This is a genomic window from Mycobacterium sp. E796 (assembly GCF_001672815.1).
Taxonomy (GTDB): Bacteria; Actinomycetota; Actinomycetes; order Mycobacteriales; family Mycobacteriaceae; genus Mycobacterium.
Window position 1 is genome coordinate 24745 of record NZ_LZKK01000349.1, and the last position, 16719, is coordinate 41463.

Annotated in this window: 14 protein-coding genes; 8 read left to right on the top strand and 6 right to left on the bottom strand. The window is 67.0% G+C overall.

The window, feature by feature from the left end:
• Window positions 1–21 precede the first annotated feature (21 nt).
• Window positions 22–936 carry a class I SAM-dependent methyltransferase gene (locus A5706_RS28625; protein WP_068138869.1) on the top strand — a complete coding sequence of 305 codons (915 nt, stop codon included), beginning with the start codon at window positions 22–24 and terminating at the stop codon, window positions 934–936.
• Here A5706_RS28625 and A5706_RS28630 read toward each other — a convergent pair.
• Window positions 926–2878: a fumarylacetoacetate hydrolase family protein gene (locus tag A5706_RS28630; protein ID WP_068138871.1), complete on the bottom strand. Its 1953-nt coding sequence runs from the start codon at window positions 2876–2878 to the stop codon at window positions 926–928. The two genes, A5706_RS28625 and A5706_RS28630, sit on opposite strands and share 11 nt — an antisense overlap.
• Entirely contained in the window at window positions 2875–5142 is a 2268-nt protein-coding gene (locus tag A5706_RS28635) for an ATP-dependent DNA ligase (RefSeq protein WP_068138874.1), read from the bottom strand. Before A5706_RS28635 ends, A5706_RS28630 begins: the two co-directional genes overlap by 4 nt.
• An 80-nt stretch (window positions 5143–5222) precedes the next feature.
• Between A5706_RS28635 and A5706_RS28640 the strand changes: the two genes are divergently transcribed.
• The 3 genes from A5706_RS28640 to A5706_RS28650 all read left to right on the top strand — a co-directional run bounded on the left by A5706_RS28640 (window position 5223) and on the right by A5706_RS28650 (window position 8503).
• Window positions 5223–6605 carry a mannitol dehydrogenase family protein gene (locus A5706_RS28640; RefSeq protein ID WP_068138923.1) on the top strand — a complete coding sequence of 461 codons (1383 nt, stop codon included), beginning with the start codon at window positions 5223–5225 and terminating at the stop codon, window positions 6603–6605.
• A complete protein-coding gene (locus A5706_RS28645) occupies window positions 6602–7510 on the top strand; it encodes a carbohydrate kinase (RefSeq protein ID WP_068138877.1) in 909 nt (302 codons plus the stop codon). Before A5706_RS28640 ends, A5706_RS28645 begins: the two co-directional genes overlap by 4 nt.
• A 72-nt stretch (window positions 7511–7582) precedes the next feature.
• Window positions 7583–8503 carry a Ku protein gene (locus A5706_RS28650; RefSeq protein ID WP_068138880.1) on the top strand — a complete coding sequence of 307 codons (921 nt, stop codon included), beginning with the start codon at window positions 7583–7585 and terminating at the stop codon, window positions 8501–8503.
• Window positions 8504–8516: 13 nt separating this feature from the next.
• On the opposite strand, the gene pstA is transcribed toward A5706_RS28650, so the two are convergent.
• The 3 genes from pstA to pstS form a co-directional block, all read right to left on the bottom strand.
• Window positions 8517–9419 (bottom strand): phosphate ABC transporter permease PstA, encoded by a 903-nt coding sequence (gene pstA / locus A5706_RS28655; RefSeq protein WP_068138882.1) that lies wholly within the window; start codon window positions 9417–9419, stop codon window positions 8517–8519.
• 73 nt (window positions 9420–9492) lie between these two features.
• The gene (gene pstC, locus A5706_RS28660) at window positions 9493–10485 is read right to left on the bottom strand and encodes a phosphate ABC transporter permease subunit PstC (protein ID WP_068138886.1); all 993 of its coding nucleotides are present in this window, start codon (window positions 10483–10485) and stop codon (window positions 9493–9495) included.
• A gap of 11 nt (window positions 10486–10496) precedes the next feature.
• A complete protein-coding gene (pstS, locus tag A5706_RS28665; protein WP_068138890.1) occupies window positions 10497–11621 on the bottom strand; it encodes a phosphate ABC transporter substrate-binding protein PstS in 1125 nt (374 codons plus the stop codon).
• Between the two features lie 282 nt (window positions 11622–11903).
• On the opposite strand from pstS, the gene A5706_RS28670 reads away from it, so the two are divergent.
• The 4 genes from A5706_RS28670 to A5706_RS28685 all read left to right on the top strand — a co-directional run bounded on the left by A5706_RS28670 (window position 11904) and on the right by A5706_RS28685 (window position 15981).
• Entirely contained in the window at window positions 11904–12695 is a 792-nt protein-coding gene (locus A5706_RS28670; RefSeq protein WP_068138892.1) for an SDR family oxidoreductase, read from the top strand.
• Window positions 12696–12795: 100 nt separating this feature from the next.
• The gene (locus tag A5706_RS28675; protein WP_068138895.1) at window positions 12796–13872 is read left to right on the top strand and encodes a diacylglycerol kinase; all 1077 of its coding nucleotides are present in this window, start codon (window positions 12796–12798) and stop codon (window positions 13870–13872) included.
• A gap of 78 nt (window positions 13873–13950) precedes the next feature.
• The gene (locus tag A5706_RS28680) at window positions 13951–14664 is read left to right on the top strand and encodes an SDR family oxidoreductase (protein ID WP_068138897.1); all 714 of its coding nucleotides are present in this window, start codon (window positions 13951–13953) and stop codon (window positions 14662–14664) included.
• 90 nt (window positions 14665–14754) lie between these two features.
• Complete coding sequence (locus tag A5706_RS28685) at window positions 14755–15981, top strand: Nramp family divalent metal transporter (RefSeq protein ID WP_068138901.1); 1227 nt, start codon at window positions 14755–14757, stop codon at window positions 15979–15981.
• A 112-nt stretch (window positions 15982–16093) separates the two neighbouring features.
• On the opposite strand, the gene A5706_RS35380 is transcribed toward A5706_RS28685, so the two are convergent.
• The gene (locus A5706_RS35380) at window positions 16094–16351 is read right to left on the bottom strand and encodes a DUF3761 domain-containing protein (RefSeq protein ID WP_082964704.1); all 258 of its coding nucleotides are present in this window, start codon (window positions 16349–16351) and stop codon (window positions 16094–16096) included.
• Between the last annotated feature and the right edge of the window lie 368 nt (window positions 16352–16719).

The window sequence follows — 16719 nt, forward strand, 5'->3', positions numbered from 1 at the left end:
CGCCCGACCGAAGGAGAGAGCATGGCACGAACCGAAGACGACACCTGGGACCTGGCCAGCAGCGTGGGCGCCACCGCCACGATGGTCGCCGCGGCGCGCGCGGCCGCCACCAGGAATTCGCAGCCCGTCGTCACCGACGAGTACGCCGAACCGCTGGTCCGCGCCGTCGGCCTCGACGTGTTCACGAAGTTGGCCAGCGGCGAACTCGACTCCGACGACCTCGAGAAGGGCATCGGATTTCCCCGCATGGTCGACACGTTCGCAGCCCGCGCCCGGTTCTACGACGACTACTTCGCCGCGGCTGCCAAGGCGGGCCTGCGGCAGGTGGTGATCGTGGCGTCCGGGCTCGACGCCCGCTCGTATCGGCTTGCGTGGCCGGCCGGCACAACGGTCTATGAGATCGATCAGCCCGAGGTAATCGCGTTCAAGACCGCGACGCTGTCGGAGATCGGCGCGGCCCCGACGGCCGAGTTGCGCACCATCGGCATCGACCTCCGCGAGGATTGGCCGGCGGCGCTGCAGGAGGCCGGATTCGATCCCGCGCAACCCACGGCGTGGCTGGCCGAGGGGGTGCTGATCGGATTTCTACCGCCGGACGCCGAGGTTCGGCTGCTGGACTCGATCACCCCGCTGTCCAGCGAGGGCAGCCGCTTCGCCGCGGACTATGGGTCGCTCAACGACGCCTCGCGGGAGTCAGAGGAGCAGGCGCGGCGTACGACCGAGGGCTGGCGCCGCCACGGGCTCGACCTGGACATCGCCGCCCTGACCTACCCGGGCAAGCACACCGACGTCGCCGCACACCTGGGTGCCGACGGTTGGGCGACAACCACTTTCGCGCTCACCGACCTGTTCGCCGCGGCGGGCCTGCCGGAACTGCTTGAGACCGAGCACGGCCCGGCCGCCACCATCAGCTTCGTGCGCGCGATCAAGACCTAGCCGCCGAAGTGCGCTTGGCGAGCCACTCGGCCTGCATCACCAGCAGGGCCATCACCTCCAATTGTGGTGTGTCCGGGTCGAGTTCGCGGTAGCGCTGATAGACGTTGACGACCACCCGCTCGGCGTCCAGCCAGCTCGCGTACTCGCCGAGGTCGATCGTGTCGGCGGCCTCGGCCCACGACAGGCCCTTGCGATGGGCGGCCTCGGCCTGGTCGGCGACGTGCGCGAGATATCCACGGACCGCGCGGATCCCGTCCGGATCGGTGACCGGACCGTGGCCCGGCACCACGGTCGGGGCGTCGAGCGCGATCATCGCGTCGCATGCCGCGATCCAGTTGGCGATGGGGCCGGCCCACACGATCGGGGTGCAGCCGATGAAAAGCAGGTCGCCACCGAACAACACCCCCGCGTCGGGCACGTGCACCACCGAGTCGGCGGCGGTGTGGGCGGGGCCCAGGTTCAGCAGGTCGATGCGGCGCCCGCCGACCTCGACGGTGAGGTCGCGCTCGAACGTCTGGTCGGCGTTGCGCAGCTTGATGCCGCTGAAGTCGAAGTGCCCGAAGCGGTCTCGCACGTACGGCGTCGCGACCGGGCCGAGGTTGGCGGTCTGGGCCATGGCCAGCATCTCGGGCGCCATCCCGTGCGCGATCTCGTCGGCGGTGCCCTGCGCCGCGAGGATGCGCACCGACGCATCCAGCAGCTGGTTGCCGTGGGTGTGGTCGCCGTTGGAATGGGTGATCAGGGCGTCGGTGATGGGAGCGCGTTCGGTCATCGGCTCCATACGGGCGAGCATTTCGCGGGTCAGCGCCAGGTCGAACAGCGTGTCGACGAGCAGTGACGCGCCATCACCGGCGATCAGCCCGGCGTTGCTCCACCCGTAGCCGCCGTCCGGGAGCGTCCACGCCCATATCCGGTCGGCGACCTCGTGCAGGCCGCGGGTGTAGGGCACCTTCGCCGGGGCCCGGTTTACCCGGGCCGGGGCGGGCACGGCGTCCGGGTTGCGCCGGGCGGCCAGCGGATGCGGCGGAGCGCTGGCGCGAACGGTTTGCCGGGTCTCCCCCAAGCCCTGGACCCGCAGGGTGACGACGTCGCCGTCGTGCAGCCAGCCCGGAAACGATTCCAGTGCAGCGGGATTGAGGTGCTCGACGAGCGTGCAGGTGGGCACGGTTCCGGAGCCGATGACGTCGCCGGGCGTGAGCGGCACGCCGCGCGAGACGTAGGAGATGACCTCGCCGAAGGTCCAGTCCATCTGGGCGGTCGAACCCGAACCGATCACGGTGTCGTTGACCAACGCGGTCACCTGCAGGTCGAGCTTGCCGTCTCGCCGGTACGGCTCGAGCTCGTCGGGCGTCACCAGGTAGGGGCCCAGTGTGACCCCGCTGTCCTTGCCCTTGCCCTGCCCGATCGCGAGCTGGCCTTCCCGCTGCTGCAGGTCGCGTGCGGACCAGTCGTTGAAGATGGTGTAGCCGATGATGGCGTCTTCGGCTTGGTCGACGGTCAAGTCCTTGCCGCTGACACCGATGACGGCGGCGATCTCCAATTCGAAGTCCTGCCAAGCGCTTCCGGGCGCCGTCGGTGCGTCTTCGTAAGGACCCAAAACTGTTGTGGGGCAGGCGAAGTAGAACGCGGGGATGCGGTACCAGGTGTCGGCGAGCACCCGGCCGCCGCCCATCGCGGCCTGGCAGTTGCGCATGTGATCCAAGAAGCACAGGGAGTCGCGGATCGACGGCGGGTGCGGGATCGGCGCCAGCACCGTCACGTCGTCGAGGCGCGCCACCGCCGAGGGGGAACGCAACGCCTCTTCGCCGGCCTGGCGCAGCCCGTCGGCGCCGCGGCCGATCAGGTCGAGCAGTGTCACGCCCGGCGGCATCACGTGGATGGTGTCGCCGGAGAGGACCCCGGTGCGTTCGTCGTCGTCGCCTCGAAAGGTCACCCACTTCACTCGCGTACCACCTCACTTGGTTCCTTGTCCGGCCGCAGCCCGCGCCAACTCGATTGGCGCAACCGGTGATCCGGGGTCCATTCGCTGTAGCGCACCTCGCCGACGAGAACCGGTTCGACGAACGTCACCCCCTTGGCGTCCTGCCGGGGCAGCGGCGGGTGGAACGGGGATTGGTCGGTCTGCAACGGCGCCAGCGTCTTCTTCAGGTTCGCCAGGTCGCGTTCGGTGAAGCCGGTGCCGACGCGTCCGGCGAAGCGCAAACCGTCGGGCCCCGGGATTCCCATCAGCAGCGAGCCGATGCCGCTGGTGCGCCCACCCTCGCCCGCCTTCCAGCCGCCGATGACGACTTCCTGAGTGTTCCAGTTCTTGTCCTTGATCCACGACGCCGAACGCCGGCCCGGCTGGTAGGTGGAGTCACGCTTTTTCCCGACCACACCCTCCCAGCCGTACTTCAGTGAGTGCTCGAGCGCCTGGGCGCCGTCACCGGGCAGCAGGTCGGGGACGATCAGATTACCCGCGGCGCCAAGGAATTCCAGCAGCTTGCGCCGGTCGGAGTAACGCGCCCGCAGCAGCGAGCGGCCGTCGAGGTAGAGCAGGTCGAACGCCCAGTACTCGACGCGGGAACCGCGACCCCGGTTTTGCATCGCGTGGAAGCTCGGCACCCCGTTCTCATCGAGAATGACCGCTTCGCCGTCCAGCACCGCGTGATGCTCGGACAGATCGGCTGCGAGCGAACGCAAATCGGGATATTCGTTGGTGACTTCGCGGCCGCGCCGGGACCGGATCCGCAAGTCGCCGTGATCGACCTCGACCAGGAGCCGATAGCCGTCCCATTTGCCCTCGAACGCCCACTGGCCGGCCTTGAGGGCGGCCACGGAGCCCTCTGAGGCGAGCATCGGCGTGATCGTGTCGAACTCGAAGACCTTCTGGTCCTTCATCCGGTGCGCCAGCCATTGGTCGCCGTTTGTTTGAATCAGCGCGTAGCGCCCGGAGATTCGATTGCCGTGCAGGTTGACGATCACCTCGTCGTCCTGAAACTTCTCCGCCTCGTACGTGCCCGCGTCCCAGATGACCACCTTGCCGGCGCCGTACTCCCCCTTGGGGATGTTCCCCTCGAACGAGCCGTATTCGAGCGGATGGTCCTCGGTGTGCACCGCGAGGTGGTTGACCGACGGGGTGTCGGGCAGGTTCTTCGGCACCGCCCACGACACCAGGACGCCGTCGCGCTCGAGCCGGAAATCGTAGTGCAGGCGGCGGGCGTGGTGCTCCTGGATGACGAACGAATTGCCTTGGCCGGTAACGGGTCTCGTCGCAGGTACCGGTTCGGGGGTTTTCGACGCGTCCCGCATGCTGCGATACTTGCTGAGGCGGTCGCTGACCGGCGCGTCGACGTCGAGCGCCGCCAGCAGATCGCCGTCGCGGGCGACCCGGTCGAGCACTTCGTCGTAGCGGAGCTGGCCCACCGCCGGGTCCTCGAGTTCTTCCCAGGTGCGCGGCGCCGCGACGGTCGGATGTTCGCGCCCGCGCAGGGAGTACGGCGCGATGGTGGTCTTGGAACCGTTGTTCTGGCTCCAGTCGAGAAAGACCTTGCCCGCCCGCAGGCTCTTGGTCATGGTCGAGGTGACCAGCTTGGGCATCGCCTTTTCCAGTTGCTGCGCAACGCGTTTGGCCAACACCGTGGCGCCCTTGCTGCTCACCGGGTTGTCCAGCGGCGCGTAGAGGTGCACCCCCTTGCTGCCGCTGGTGAGCGGGAAGGTGGTCAGCCCGATGTCGGACATCAGGTCCCGCACGGCATGGGCGACCTCGCACAGTTGCGGCATCGTCACGCCTTCGCCCGGATCCAGGTCGAAGACCAAACGCGTTGCCGGGCCGGGCTTGAGCTCTTGGGCCCTGCTCCGGGTCCACTCGGCGACGAACCGCCACTGCGGGACGTGCACCTCCAGCGCCGCCTGCTGCGCGATCCAGGCCAACCCGTCGGCGCTGTCGATGATCGGATAGGTCGTCGTCCCGGAACGGTGGGTGACGCTGGCCCGCGGCAGCCAGTCGGGCGCCGACGACGCCAGCTGCTTTTCGAAGAACGACTCCTGCTCGACGCCGTTGGGCCAGCGCTTGCGGGTGGCCGCCCGCCCGGCGATGTGCGGCAGCATCACCTCGGCGATGCGGGTGTAGTAGTCGAAGACGTCGGCTTTGGTGGTTCCCGTCGCCGGATACAGCACCTTCTCGGCGTTGGTCAGCTTGACCCGCGCCGGTGCTGTTGAAGCCATATGGCCAACCTAGTTGTTCGCACACGGGCGCCGGTACCGTCAAGACCGTGGTTCGGCTGAGCAACGCCACCCTGGGACGGATGCCGATCGCGACACCGGGCTATGACCGCGACGACGTTGCTGTCGGCATCGCGCACATCGGCGTCGGCGGCTTTCACCGCGCGCATCAGGCGATGTACATCGACAAGCTGCTCGAACGGGGCCGGGCACGGGAGTGGGGCATCTGCGGAATCGGCGTGATGCCGGCCGACCGTCGGATGCGCGACGTCCTGCGCGCCCAGGACGGCCTGTACACGCTGGTATTGGAGCATCCCGACGGCAACCGCGTAGCGCGGGTGATCGGCTCGATCGTCGACTACCGCTACGCGCCAGACGACCCGCCCGCCACCATCGAGCTGCTCGCCGCCGCGACGACCCGCATCATCTCGATGACCATCACCGAGGGCGGCTACCAGATCCGGGACGCGGGCTCGGTTTTCGGTCTGATCGCCGAGGCGCTGGCCCGGCGGCGCGACCGCGGCATCGCCGCGCCCACGATCCTGTCCTGCGACAACATCGAGCACAACGGCGAGGTCGCGCGCCAGGCCGTCATCGCACACGCCGAACCGCTTGGACCCGGGCTGGCCGACTGGATCGGCGAGCACGCCCGGTTCCCCAGCTCGATGGTCGACCGCATCACCCCGGTCACCACTCCGGAGATCGCGGCCGCAGTGGAACGTGACTTCGGAGTCGCCGACGAGTGGCCGGTGGTGGCGGAGGCCTTCGCGTCGTGGGTGCTCGAAGACGATTTCGCCGACGGGCGCCCGCCGCTGGACGAGGCGGGCGTCCTGTTGGTCGACGACGTGAGCCCGTACGAGGCGATGAAGCTGCGGCTGCTCAACGCCGGTCACCAGTGCCTGTGCTACTTCGCTGCACTGTTCGGGTACCGCATGGTCCACGACGCGGCGCGCGACCCGCTCCTGGCCGAATTCCTGTTGTCATATTTCGATTCCGAAGCCACGCCGACGCTGCGACCGGTGCCCGGCATCGACCTGCCCGCGTACACCCAAGGGCTCATCGAACGCTTCGCGAACCCGGGGGTGCGGGACACGGTGGCGCGGTTGTGCGCCTACTCCTCGGACCGCATCCCGAAATGGCTGCTTCCGGTGATCCGCGACAACCTGCGCGCCGGCGGACCGATCCGGCTCGCCTCGGCCACCGTCGCGAGCTGGGCCCGCTACGCCGAGGCGGTCGACGAAGGCGGCGAACCGATCGAGGTGGTCGACAACCTGGCGGACTCGCTGGTGCCCCTCGCGCGGTCGCAGCGGCTGCATCCCACCGCGTTCATCGAGAACACCGACCTGTTCGGCGATCTCGCCCAGGAACCACGCTTCGTCGAGGCCTATCGCTGGGCGCTGGACTCGTTGCACGTCCGCGGGGCCCGGGCGACCCTGGAGTCGTTGCTGAAAGGTGCGGACCCGTGACCCGCGCGCTGGTGGTCGGCGAAGCCTTGATCGACATCGTCGGCGCCGCGGAGCACGTGGGCGGAAGCCCGCTCAACGTCGCCGTCGGGCTCGCCAGGCTGGGTCGCGATGTCGACTTCGCGACGCACATCGGCGACGACGAGCGCGGCCGCCGAATCGCCGACTGCCTGAAAGCCTCTGGCGCGCAGCTGGTTCCGGGGAGTTCCGCGGCCGACCGGACACCGACCGCAGTCGCGACGATCGGAGCCGACGGGTCGGTGACCTATACCTTCGACCTGGACTGGCAGCTTACCGGCACACCCGAGGTCGCGCCGCCACTGTTGGTGCACACCGGATCGATCGCCGCCGTGCGCGAGCCGGGGTGCCTGGCGGTCGCGGCGCTGCTCGACACCTATCGGGTGTCGGCCACCGTCAGTTTCGACCCGAATGTGCGCCCGTCGCTGATCGTCGACCGGGATCTCGCCCGCGACCGCATCGCCCGCTTCGTCGAGCGCAGCGACATCGTCAAGGCCAGCGACGAGGACCTGAGCTGGATAGATCCCGACCGCGACCCCGAGTCGACGGCCCGAGCCTGGCTGGCGTCGGGACCGGCGATCGTCGTCGCGACGATGGGTGATCGGGGCGCCGTGGCATTCTGCCCGGCCGGCGAGGTCCGGGTGCCGGCCCGGCAGGTCGAGGTGGTGGACACCGTAGGTGCGGGCGACGCGTTCATGGTCGGCCTGCTGGACTCGCTCTGGGGAATGGGTTTGTTGGGCGCCGCCCGGCGGGCCGCCCTGGGCCGGATCGGGCTCGACGCGCTGACCGCGGCGCTGGAATCGGCGTGCCTGTCGTCGGCGTGGACCGTCGGCCGCGCCGGTGCCGACCTGCCCGACCGAGACAGCCTGCGGGCCCTTCCACGGAATTAGCTGTACCCGAAAGTCCGCGGTGCGGGCGTGCTGCGCTGTTTTGCTGGGGGTGGTGTGGGCATACTGACTTACATGCGTTCCATCTGGAAGGGTTCGATCGCGTTCGGACTGGTGAACGTCCCGGTCAAGGTCTACAGCGCCACCGAGGACCACGACATCAAGTTCCATCAGGTGCACGCCAAGGACAACGGCCGCATCCGCTACCAACGCATCTGCGAGAAAGACGGCGAGGTCGTCGAATACCGTGACATCGCCCGGGCCTTCGAGTCGCCCGACGGGCAATCGGTGATCATCACCGACGACGACATCGCCACCCTGCCCGAGGAACGCAGCCGCGAGATCGAGGTGCTCGAGTTCGTCCCGGCCAGCGATGTCGACCCGATGCTGTTCGACCGCAGCTACTTTCTCGAGCCGGATTCGAAGTCGTCGAAATCCTATGTGCTGCTTGCTAAGACGCTCGCCGAGACCGATCGGATGGCGATCGTCCACTTCACGCTGCGCAACAAGACCAGGTTGGCGGCGTTGCGCGTCAAGGACTTCGGCAAGCGCGACGTGATGGTGATGCACACGCTGTTGTGGCCCGACGAGATCCGCGACCCCGACTTCCCCGTGCTGGACAAGAAGGTCGATATCAAGCCCGCCGAACTCAAGATGGCCGGGCAGGTGGTGGAATCGATGGCCGAGGACTTCAACCCCGACCGCTACCACGATACCTACCAGGAGCAGCTGCAGGAACTCATCGAGGCGAAACTCGAAGGCGGCGAGGCGTTTACCGCCGAGGAGCAGCCCAAGGAACTCGACGAGACCGAGGACGTGTCCGACCTGCTGGCCAAGCTGGAGGCCAGCGTCAAGGCGCGCTCCGGCGACGGTAAGGCCGGGGCTGGTTCGGGGGCCAAGAAGGCAGCGGCAAAGAAAGCGCCCGCGAAGAAGGCGCCGGCCAAGAAGACGGCCGCCACAAAGGCGCCCGCCAAGAAGGCCGCGTCGAAGTCCTGACCGCGTTGGGCGGTCAGCGCCGCCGCATCGACACGAAGCGGAATCCGGCGGCCAGCAGGTTGATGACCGCGACGATGATGATGAGGCTCAACGCCGCACCCCAGATCCGCAGGAAGCCGGCGTGCTCGGGGTTGGTGAGTTCGGTGTAGATCAACAACGGCAGCGAGGCCATGTTGCCGTGGAACATGTCGAAGTTGATGGACCGGCTGTAACCGACGAGCACCAGCACCGGCGCGGTTTCCCCGATGACGCGCGCGACCGACAACAAGATGCCCGAGACAATGCCCGGCATCGCGATCGGGATCACGATCCGCACGATCGTCTTCCATTTCGGAACGCCCAGCGCGTAGCTGGCTTCTCGGAGGTCGTCGGGCACCAGCCGGAGCATCTCTTCGGTGGACCGCACCACCACCGGCAGCATCAACAGGACCAATGCCAACGACACGGCAAAGGAGCTCTGCTGGAAACCCAGGGTGGCGATCCAGAGGCTGAAGATGAACAGCGCCGCGACGATCGAGGGCACCCCGGCGAGCACGTCGACCATGAAGGTCGTGAGCCGCACCAACCGGCCGGACCCGTATTCCACCAGGAACACCGCGGTCATCATGCCGAGCGGCACGGACAACACGGCGGCCACACCGGCCTGCACCAACGTTCCGTACAGCGCGTGGTACACGCCGCCGGCGAACTCCTCGGGCAGCACGCCGCGCAGCGAATGGGTCCACCAGCCCGAGCGGGTGACGGCATACCACCCGCGTGCGATCACGACCCCGAGCACCCAGACCAGCGGTACCAGAGCCGCGAGGAATGAGGCGACGAAGAACGTCGTCGCGGCGTTGTTGGTGATCCGCCGCCGCAGGCTCAGCGGGCTGAACACGTCCGGTTTGACCGGCAAGTCGAGCGCATCGATACTCATGCGCGCCACTCTCCCCCGCGAGCGGGAGGTGCCCCCACCTCATCGCTCCCAACTAGTTTGTCGCCGGCGCGACTCATCCGTTGACCTTCCCACCCGCCACCGCGCGCGCAAGCGCGTTGACGACGAACGTCAGGACAAACAGCGCGAACCCGGCGGCGATGTAGGCGCCGGTGGGCAGCGGTTCACTGAATTCCGCTGCCGCGGAAGCGATCTTCGAAGCAAACGTGTAACCACCGTCGAACAGCGACCAGTTGCCCGGGCGGGCGGCCGACCGCAGGATGATCAGCACCGCAACGGTTTCCCCAAGGGCGCGGCCCAGCCCGAGCATTGACGCTGCGATGACGCCGCTACGGCCGTACGGCAGCACGGTCATCCGCACCACCTCCCACTTGGTGGCGCCCAAAGCCTGCGCCGCCTCCATCTGAATGGGCGGGGTCTGGCGGAACACCTCCCGCGACACCGAGGTGATGATCGGGAGGATCATCACCGACAGCACGATGGCGGAGGTGAAGATGGTGCCGCCGCCGGCCAGCGAGACGTTGCCCTGCTTGAACAGAAACAGCCAGCCCAGGTTGCGGTTCAGGAATTCCGCGATGGGCTCGAGTTTGGGCGCCAACACAAAGATGCCCCACAACCCGAAGATGATCGACGGCACGGCGGCCAGCAGATCAACCATCGCGCCGAACGGTCGCGCGAACCGTTTCGGCGCGTATTGGGTGAGGAATATCGCGATCCCGACCGCCACCGGCACGGCCACCACCAGGGAGCTGAGGGAGCTCAGCACCGTGACCATGAACAAGTCGCGGATACCGAACGCCAAATGTTCTGCGCTGGTGGTATTGAATTGCGCGCTGGTGAAGAAGTTCGCGTGGTTCGCTCGCAGCGAGGGCACGGCGCGAATCAACAGAAATATCGCGATCAGCACGATCGCGATCACAATCGTCGAACCGGCCGCGGCGGCGACCAACTTAAACAGTTGGTCGCCCCGCTGCACCTTGTGCGGATCGGTCGCCTTCAGCGCAGGCTGAGTTCCGGTCGACGGACCGGCCACCGCTCCGCGCGTCATGACATTCCGAATCACGCGATCGCGTTGACCGCAGTCGACAGTTTCGACTTGAACGAGTCCGGAATGGGGATGTATCCGTTGTCCGCCAAGCCATTTTGGCCCGCACCGATAGTGCTCTGCAAGAAAGCCTTCACGGCCGTGCCGACCTGCGAATCGGGATACTTCGAGCAGACGATCTCGTACGTCGCCAGCACGATCGGGTAGGAGCCGGCCTGCGTCGGCTTGTAGAACGAGTTGGTGTCGAGCACCAGGTCGTTGCCCTGACCCTTGACGGTGGCACCGGAGATCGTCTTGCCCACCGAGTCGGCGCTGATCGCGACGGCATCGGGGCCGGCCGAGGTGACGATCTTGGCCATGTTCAGGTTCTGCGCCTTGGCGAACGACCATTCGTTGTAGGTGATCGATCCCTCGGTCGCCTTGATGGCCGCCGAGGTGCCGTCGTTGCCCTTGGCGCCCTCACCGACACCGCCGTTGAACGTCTTTCCGGCCCCCTTGCCCCACGCGCCGTTGGACGCGGCATCGAGGTAGTGCTGGAAATTGTCCGTGGTGCCGGACTGGTCGTTACGGAACACCACGTGGATCGGCTCGGCCGGCAGCGTGGTTCCGTTGTTGAGCCCCTGGATCGCCGGGTCGTTCCACGTCGTGATGGCGCCGTTGAAGATCTTCGCCGCCGTCGGACCGTCGAGGCTCAGCGAGCTCACGCCCTTGACGTTGTAGGTGATCGCGATCGGGCCGAACACCACCGGCAGGTTCCACGCCGGCGAGCCGCAGCGCTGCTGGGCCGCGGCGTACTCGTTTTGGGCCAGCGGCGAGTCCGACCCACCGAAATCAGTTTGGTTGCCGTTGAATTCACTGATTCCGGCACCGGAGCCATTGGCGGTGTAGTTCAGCGTCTGACCCGGGCACGCCTGCTCAAACGCGTTGACGAAGCGCGTCATCGCGTTGGCCTGGGCCGTCGATCCGCTGGCCTTCAGCGTCTTCTTCCCGCCGCAGCTCACGCCGCCCTCGGATCCGCCCGACGTCGCACTGCTACCGCTTGCTCCACTCGAGTTGTTGTTTTCGCTGCCACACCCGGATAACACCAAAGCGGCGCTAGCCAGGACACTCACCGCGGCGCCAAATCGGTTCAGTTTCAATTCTCTTCCTAACAGTAGGGATGAAACATCGCCGCCGCCTGAGAGGCTGCGGCCCGGCAACCAGGTATCTGTCGCAGCCAAGTAGCTAACAGTAACAAGGTTAACGTTCGGAGAATTCTGTCCGGCGGGCGTCGGGCGACGCTCCGGCGCGCAATCGGGGCTGGTCGGGGAGTTACATCGCGGCGCCGGTATGACAAACTAGAACCTGTTTCAGAAATGCCGTGATCTGCATCGGCGAGGTTTGTTACCGTGTCGCCGGACAACTCGAATAGAGAGGCCGTAATGATCCTTGACAGGTTCCGTCTGGACGACAAAGTCGCCGTCATCACGGGTGGCGGGCGCGGCCTCGGTGCGGCCATCGCGGTGGCTTTCGCCGAGGCAGGCGCCGATGTGCTCATCGCGTCGCGCACCCAATCTCAACTAGATGCCGTCGCCGAACAGGTCCGCGCCACCGGCCGTCGCGCCCACGCCGTCGCCGCCGACCTGGCCCATCCCGAGTCGACCGCGGAGCTCGCCGATCAGGCCGTCGAGGTGTTCGGGAAACTAGACATCGTCGTCAACAACGTCGGCGGGACCATGCCCAACACCCTGCTGACCACCTCCACCAAGGACCTCAAGGAGGCGTTCACCTTCAACGTCGCCACCGCGCACGCGCTCACCATCGCGGCGGTGCCGTTGATGCTGGAGCACTCCGGCGGGGGCAGCATCATCAACATCACCTCCACCATGGGCAGGCTGGCCGGGCGCGGTTTCGCCGCCTACGGCACCGCCAAGGCCGCGCTCGCTCACTACACCCGACTGGCCGCGCTGGACCTGTGCCCGCGCATCCGGGTCAACGCCATCGCCCCCGGATCGATCCTGACGTCGGCGCTGGACATCGTGGCCTCCAACGAGGAGCTGCGCGCACCGATGGAGAAGGTCACACCCATGCGCCGCCTCGGCGATCCCGTCGACATCGCCGCCGCCGCAGTCTATTTGGCGGCCCCGGCCGGCAGCTTCCTCACCGGTAAGACGCTGGAGGTCGACGGTGGCCTCACCTTCCCCAACCTCGACATCCCCGTCCCGGACCTGTAAACCATGACGCGCGAGCAGACGCAAAAGTCCCCCTACGCACGGCGTGCCGGGCGCTTTTGCGTCTGCTCACGGTGTTACCCCTACCGCTAAGGAGGCCGCCATGGCCATACCCGTCGTTCAGTTGGGCACCGGCAACGTCGGCGTCCACGCGCTCAAGGCGTTGATCACCAATCCCGAGTTCGAGCTCACCGGGGTGTGGGTGTCGTCGGACGCCAAGGCCGGCAAGGATGCGGCGGAGCTTGCCGGACTTGAGGATTCGACCGGAGTGCTGGCCACCACCGACCTGGACGCCGTACTCGCCACCGGTCCGCAATGCGCCGTCTACAACGCCCTGGCCGACAATCGCCTGCCCGAGGCGTTGGAGGACTACCGCCGAGTCCTCGCCGCCGGAATCAACATCGTCGGCAGCGGCCCCGTCTTTCTCCAGTATCCCTGGGAAGTGATACCCGAAGAGCTCATCTCTCCGTTGGAAGATGCCGCGCGCGAAGGCAATTCGAGCCTGTACGTCAACGGCATCGACCCGGGCTTCGCCAACGACCTGCTGCCGATGGCCTTGGCCGGCACCTGCCAGAGCATCCAGCAGATCCGGTGCATGGAGATCGTCGACTACGCCACCTACGACAGCGCCGCCGTCATGTTCGACGTGATGGGATTCGGCAAGCCCCTCGACGAGATCCCGATGCTGCTGCAGACCGGCGTGCTGAGCTTGGCCTGGGGGTCGGTGGTGCGGCAATTGGCCGCGGGACTGGGCATCAAGCTCGATAGCATCGCCGAGGAATACGTCCGCGAGCCCGCGCCCGAGGACTTCGACATCGCCTCGGGGCACATTGCGAAGGGCACGGCCGCCGGGCTTCGGTTCGAGGTGTTCGGAATGGTCAACGGCGACCCCGTCGTCGTCCTCGAACACGTCACGCGCCTGCGCGAGGACCTGCGTCCCGACTGGCCGCAGCCCGCCCAGGAAGGCGGCTCCTACCGCATCGAGATCACCGGCGAACCGTCGTATGCGATGGACGTCTGCCTGAGCAGCCGCCTCGGCGATCACAATCACGCCGGCCTGGTCGCCACCGCGATGCGGGTCGTCAACGCGATTCCCGCGGTGGTGGCCGCCCCGCCCGGCATCGTGACGACCCTTGACCTGCCCCTGATTCCCGGCCGGGGGCTCTACGTCCCTGGGTGATCCAAAGCACGGCATGAAGCGCCACCGTTTCGGCGTTGCCCCCAATGGTTCTCAGGGGTGGCACGAAAGGGGAAAAGCATGACGAACCGGCGCGTTCTGGTGAGCGGGGCGTCCAAGGGCATCGGGCGCGCGGTCGTCGACCGCCTCGCCGGCAATGGGTACGAGGTGATCGGGCTCGCCCGCAGCGCGCCGTCGGACTTCCCCGGCCAATTCCACGAGGTCGACCTTGCCGACCGGGCCGCGACCGCGCAGACCCTCGACGCGATCGTCGCCGACGGCGTCGTCGACGCGGTGGTCAACAACGTCGGCTTCTCCCGGTGGGGCCGCATCGGCTCGATCGACCTCGACGATCTCTTCGCCACCTACGACATGAACGTGCGCACCGCGGTGCAGGTGGCGCAGGCCGTTCTGCCGGGCATGATCGCCTCCGGATGGGGCCGCATCGTCAACGTCACGAGCCTGACGACACTCGGCGTCGCGGAACGGACGCCTTACGCCGCCTCGAAAGCCGCGCTGGAAACGTGCACCCGCATTTGGGCGGGCGAGCTGGCCGGGACCGGGATTACCGTCAACGCGGTATCACCCGGCCCCGTCGAAACCGAAATGTTCCGCCAACGCAGTCCCGCCGGATCAGTAGTCGAGGGGCGTCTTCTCGCCGCCATACCGATGCAGCGCGTCGGCACGCCCACCGAGATCGCCTACGTGATCGCGATGTTGCTGCATGAGGACGCCGGGTACATGACGGGTCAGATCGTCCGGGTGGACGGGGGCGGCAGCATCGGGGCGGCATAATCCACAGCGTTGCGGGTAGCCACGCGGTCCGTCGCAGTGTTCGGTTAACCTAACTTTTTTATTCGAGAACCTGGATAGAGGTCGATACGTTTGGCGCAGGGCACCGAGGCCTCGCTCAAAACGAGCTGGTATCTGCTCGGCCCGGCGTTCGTCGCCGCAATCGCCTACGTCGATCCGGGAAACGTCGCGGCCAACGTCAGCGCCGGCTCGCAGTACGGCTACCTACTGCTATGGGTGATCGTCGCCGCCAACGTGACGGCCGGCCTGGTGCAGTACCTGTCCGCGAAACTCGGGTTGGTGACCGGACGGTCGCTGCCCGCGGCGATCGGCAAGGGGATGGGCCGTCCGCTGCGGCTGACGTTTTGGGCGCAGGCCGAAATCGTCGCCGTCGCAACCGATGTCGCCGAAGTCATCGGCGGGGCGATCGCCCTGCGCATCCTGTTCGGCCTGCCGCTGCCGGTCGGCGGGATCATCACCGGGGTGGTCTCGATGCTGCTGCTGGCGATCCGGGACCGCCGCGGCCAGCTCCTCTTCGAACGCGTCATCACGGGGCTGCTGCTCGTCATCGCCATCGGCTTCGCGGCGAGTTTCTTCGTCGCCACGCCACCGTCCGAGGCCGTGGTGTCGGGATTGCTACCCCGATTCCACGGCGCCGAAAGCGTATTGCTCGCCGCGGCCATCCTCGGCGCCACCGTGATGCCGCACGCGGTGTATCTGCATTCGGGCCTGGTGCTGGACCGGCACGGGCATCCCGAGCCCGGCCACGACCGGCGCTGGCTGCTGCGCGTCACGCGCTTCGACGTCGTGTTGGCGATGGCCGTCGCCGGCATGGTCAACGCGGCGATGCTGCTCGTCGCCGCGATCAACCTGCAGGGCCACCAGGAAAGCGCGACCATCGACGGCGCCTACACCGCGATTCACAACACCCTGGGGCCGACCATCGCGGTGCTGTTCGCGATCGGACTGCTCGCGTCCGGCCTGGCGTCGTCGTCGGTGGGTGCCTACGCCGGCGCCATGATCATGCAGGGATTGCTGCACCTGTCGGTGCCCATGCTGGTGCGCCGGCTCGTGACGCTGTGCCCCGCGATCGCGATCCTGGCGCTCGGCTGGGACCCGACCCGCGCGCTGGTCATATCGCAGGTCGTGCTGTCCTTCGGTATCCCGTTCGCGGTGCTTCCGCTGGTCAGGCTCACCAGCAACCGCGAGCTCATGGGTACCGATGCCAACCATCCCGTCACGACGGTCATCGGCTGGGCGGTCGCGGTGATGGTCAGCCTGCTCAACGTCGTGCTGATCTACCTGACCGTGGCGGGCTAGCGAGAATTCCGTTCCGTCACTGGTTATTTGGGGTTTCGGAGACTCAGATCGACGCTGGCGTGCAGATCACTCGCAGTTCTTCGCGCTAACGTCGATCTCGACAAACGAAGCTCTACAAATACCGCTGCACGCCGCCATGCCCGTGGCAGGTTCCACTCGAGTGGGGATGCTCGCTGAACGACCAGCTTCCATCGGCACATTGGGCAGTGGCATTCGGCGGCTGCGAGCCGCCCTTTTGCGGATACGGCACACAATCCCCCGATGCGGCGGTGTAGCAGCCGCCGCCGCCAGGTGACGAGTAAGCCGGTGACGCGAATCCGACACCGGCCAAGGCGATGACCGCCGCGATGAAAGTTATCCGGGACAACATCTGCCCGAACCTCCCTGATTGCAGACATCTCAGATCGTGACGATCCCGAGGCGCCGGTGGAAGCGTATTTGCCCGCCCGGTTGCTCACACGCGGATTTGTGAAAATTCGTAGCCACGTCGGTGTCGATCGATCGCAAGAAAATCGCAAGAACTTCACGAAGACCTGGCAAGCGGCGTCGGCGAATCTGATCCTGCCCGCCGCGGCGCCAAAAAAGTCTTCAAAAAAGTGTCCGACTCACGCCGGGTCCGTGCTCCTACCTATGACGGCGGCCCAACCCGGGCCGCGACCCGCACCGAAGGAAGCGCCTCATGAGCACCTGGAACGACATGGATCGAACCGCACTTGCGCCACGCGCCGACGACGTCAC